Origin of the sequence: Scandinavium sp., assembly GCF_036271055.1 — a bacterium.
GTDB lineage: Bacteria > Pseudomonadota > Gammaproteobacteria > Enterobacterales > Enterobacteriaceae > Scandinavium.
In genome coordinates this window covers 1-3,049 of record NZ_DATBBJ010000010.1, presented here as the reverse complement: position 1 = coordinate 3,049, position 3,049 = coordinate 1, and the positions used below count along the sequence as shown (strand labels likewise).

6 protein-coding genes are annotated in these 3,049 nt (G+C 50.7%); all 6 read right to left on the bottom strand.

What is annotated here, in order from left to right:
• Positions 1–107: alternative ribosome rescue factor ArfA (gene arfA / locus VH187_RS01185; protein ID WP_329699670.1), on the bottom strand; the 107-nt coding region annotated here is incomplete at its 3' end.
• A gap of 57 nt (positions 108–164) precedes the next feature.
• Positions 165–590: a Zn(2+)-responsive transcriptional regulator gene (gene zntR / locus VH187_RS01180; RefSeq protein ID WP_230353537.1), complete on the bottom strand. Its 426-nt coding sequence runs from the start codon at positions 588–590 to the stop codon at positions 165–167.
• On the bottom strand, positions 590–961 hold the full coding sequence (locus VH187_RS01175) for a DnaJ family domain-containing protein (RefSeq protein ID WP_329699669.1): 372 nt from the start codon (positions 959–961) through the stop codon (positions 590–592). Before VH187_RS01175 ends, zntR begins: the two co-directional genes overlap by 1 nt.
• A 111-nt stretch (positions 962–1,072) precedes the next feature.
• Complete coding sequence (gene rplQ, locus VH187_RS01170) at positions 1,073–1,459, bottom strand: 50S ribosomal protein L17 (protein WP_001216372.1); 387 nt, start codon at positions 1,457–1,459, stop codon at positions 1,073–1,075.
• Positions 1,460–1,499: 40 nt separating this feature from the next.
• Positions 1,500–2,489, bottom strand: a complete 990-nt coding sequence (locus VH187_RS01165; RefSeq protein ID WP_002209013.1) for a DNA-directed RNA polymerase subunit alpha — start codon at positions 2,487–2,489, stop codon at positions 1,500–1,502.
• Positions 2,490–2,514: 25 nt separating this feature from the next.
• Positions 2,515–3,049, bottom strand: a 535-nt coding sequence (gene rpsD, locus VH187_RS01160; protein ID WP_329699668.1) for a 30S ribosomal protein S4, incomplete at its 5' end; no start/stop codon positions are given.

The window sequence follows — 3,049 nt, the reverse complement described above, 5'->3', positions numbered from 1 at the left end:
TTTCCTTTCTTATTCTTTTCAATACGCTGTTTAAACAGTGGGTCATGCAGTAATGCTGCAATAGCATTGTCCTGAATTTGGCCTTTCGTATGCTGATACCGGCTCATCATTTCTCCAGATTGTGTGTAAAAACAGCAGGAGTGTAGACCTGCCTTTCTGTAAAATCAACATCCCTTCGTTTCGCTGCGCACGCCTTGTTCAAGCGTCTCCAGGATCGAGCAGTAGATGCTGCTGTGCGCTGTACCGCAGCAGGCATCGTTAAGTCTCTGCAAAGATCTCTGCATCGTCTGCAATTCTTCAATACGTGCCTGAACTTCACTTAGCCGAGCCTGAACAATACTTTTAGATTCCTGGCAGGTGTGGTGCTCGGGATCAATGCGGATCGACAGCAACTCTCGGATAGAATCCAGGGTAAAACCCAACTGTCGTGCATGTCGAATGAATCTCAGCCTCTGCAGGTCCTTTTCCGTATAGAGCCGGAAACCTCCTTCCGTGCGCACTTCATGATCCATCATCTGCTGCTTTTCGTAATAACGAATGGTATCGGGTGTGACATCAGCAAGTTTAGCGATCTGACCAATACGATACATTACTCATTCTCCTTTATTTTTGTCGCCAGACTCTGAGCATATTCACCATGAAGAAAATCGGTGCTTAACCCTGCCTGACGTAATTTGAGTTCAAGCAGCGTGAGACGACGACTGAGCGCTTCATATTCTGGTTCGTCCTGACGGACCGTTTTTAACAGGTCAGCAAGATCCACCGCTTCCTTACGTTGCTGGAGCTCGGAGGGAAGACAGCCGGCATTTTTAAGAAGGCGATAACCTGCCCGGAGTTCAGTGGGAACATGGAGGTCGTCGTCCAGGGTCAAGGGTTCACCCGAACCTGGCAGGTCGTCGAACTCTCCCTGACGCTGGGCATCAAGAATATGGCGTTCTGCCCACTGATCGAGTAACCACATTACGTGTGCTCCAGAGGATGAACAAGAATTGACAGGAGTATTGTAGAGAATATGAGGGCACACCGGATATAAAAAAACCCGCCGAAGCGGGTTTCTTTACGTTACTGCAGATTACTCTGCAGCAGCTTCTGCTTTCGACTCAGAACGATCAACCAGCTCGATGTAAGCCATCGGAGCGTTGTCGCCTGCACGGAAGCCACACTTCAGAATACGAGTGTAACCACCGGCACGGCTCGCGAAACGCGGGCCCAGTTCGTTAAACAGTTTTGCCACGATCTCGTTATCACGAGTACGGGCGAATGCCAGACGACGATTAGCAACGCTGTCAGTCTTGGCAAGAGTAATCAGCGGCTCAACTACGCGACGCAGCTCTTTCGCTTTAGGCAGGGTCGTCTTGATGATCTCATGACGAACCAGTGAACCTGCCATGTTGCGGAACATAGCCTGGCGATGGCTGCTGTTGCGGTTCAGTTGACGACCACTCTTACGATGGCGCATGACCTTATCCTTCTCAGTAAAACCTTAACCTGTGATCCGGTTACTCGTCAGCAATGCTTGCCGGTGGCCAATTTTCCAGGCGCATGCCCAGAGAAAGACCACGTGAAGCCAGCACGTCTTTAATCTCAGTAAGAGATTTTTTACCCAGGTTCGGCGTTTTCAGCAACTCAACCTCGGTACGCTGTACCAGATCACCGATATAGTGGATAGCTTCTGCCTTGAGGCAGTTAGCAGAGCGGACAGTCAATTCCAGATCGTCAACAGGGCGCAGCAGGATCGGATCGAATTCTGGTTTCTCTTCTTTCACTTCCGGCTGACGTACATCACGTAAGTCAACGAAAGCTTCCAGTTGTTCTGCCAGGATGGTTGCCGCACGACGAATCGCCTCTTCAGGATCGATTGTACCGTTGGTTTCCATTTCGATGACCAGCTTGTCCAGGTCGGTGCGCTGTTCTACACGCGCTGCTTCAACATTGTAGGCAATACGCTCTACAGGGCTGTAGCAGGCGTCGACCAGCAGACGTCCGATTGGGCGCTCATCTTCTTCCGAATGAATTCGGGCAGAAGCCGGCACATAACCACGACCGCGCTGAACTTTGATACGCATATTGATTGATGCGTTCTCATCGGTCAGGTGGCAGATCACATGCTGCGGCTTGACGATTTCGACATCACCGTCGTGGGTGATATCGGCTGCGGTCACAGGGCCAATGCCAGATTTATTCAGAGTAAGAATAACTTCATCTTTCCCCTGAACTCTCACCGCCAGCCCTTTCAGGTTGAGCAGGATTTCAAGGATATCTTCCTGAACGCCTTCTTTGGTGCTGTACTCATGAAGTACACCATCAATCTCAACCTCGGTCACCGCGCAACCCGGCATCGATGAGAGCAGAATACGGCGCAGTGCGTTACCCAAAGTATGGCCGAAGCCACGTTCTAAAGGCTCAAGGGTCACCTTGGCGTGCGTCGAACTCACTTGCTCGATATCGACCAGGCGCGGTTTTAGAAACTCTGTCACAGAACCCTGCATTGTGTCCTCTCTTTGGTACTAAGCTTTACTTGGAGTAAAGCTCGACGATCAGGTGTTCGTTAATGTCCGCAGACAGATCAGAACGCTCAGGCTGACGCTTGAACGTACCTTCCATCTTGCCAGCATCAACTTCCAGCCAGGTTGGCTTTTCACGCTGCTCAGCCAGCTCAAGAGCGGCTTTCACGCGAGATTGCTGCTTCGCTTTCTCACGAACGCTGACAACGTCATTCGCTTTAACCTGATAAGAAGCGATGTTAACAACACGACCGTTTACCATGATAGCTTTGTGGCTAACCAGCTGACGTGATTCAGCACGAGTAGCGCCGAAGCCCATACGGTATACAACGTTGTCCAGACGACCTTCCAGCAGAGCCAACAGGTTTTCACCAGTGTTGCCTTTCAGACGTGCTGCTTCTTTGTAGTAGTTACGGAACTGACGCTCCAGCACACCGTAGATACGGCGAACTTTTTGCTTTTCACGCAACTGCACACCATAGTCAGACAGACGCGGTTTACGCGCACCGTGCTGGCCAGGAGCTTGTTCAATTTTACACTTGGTA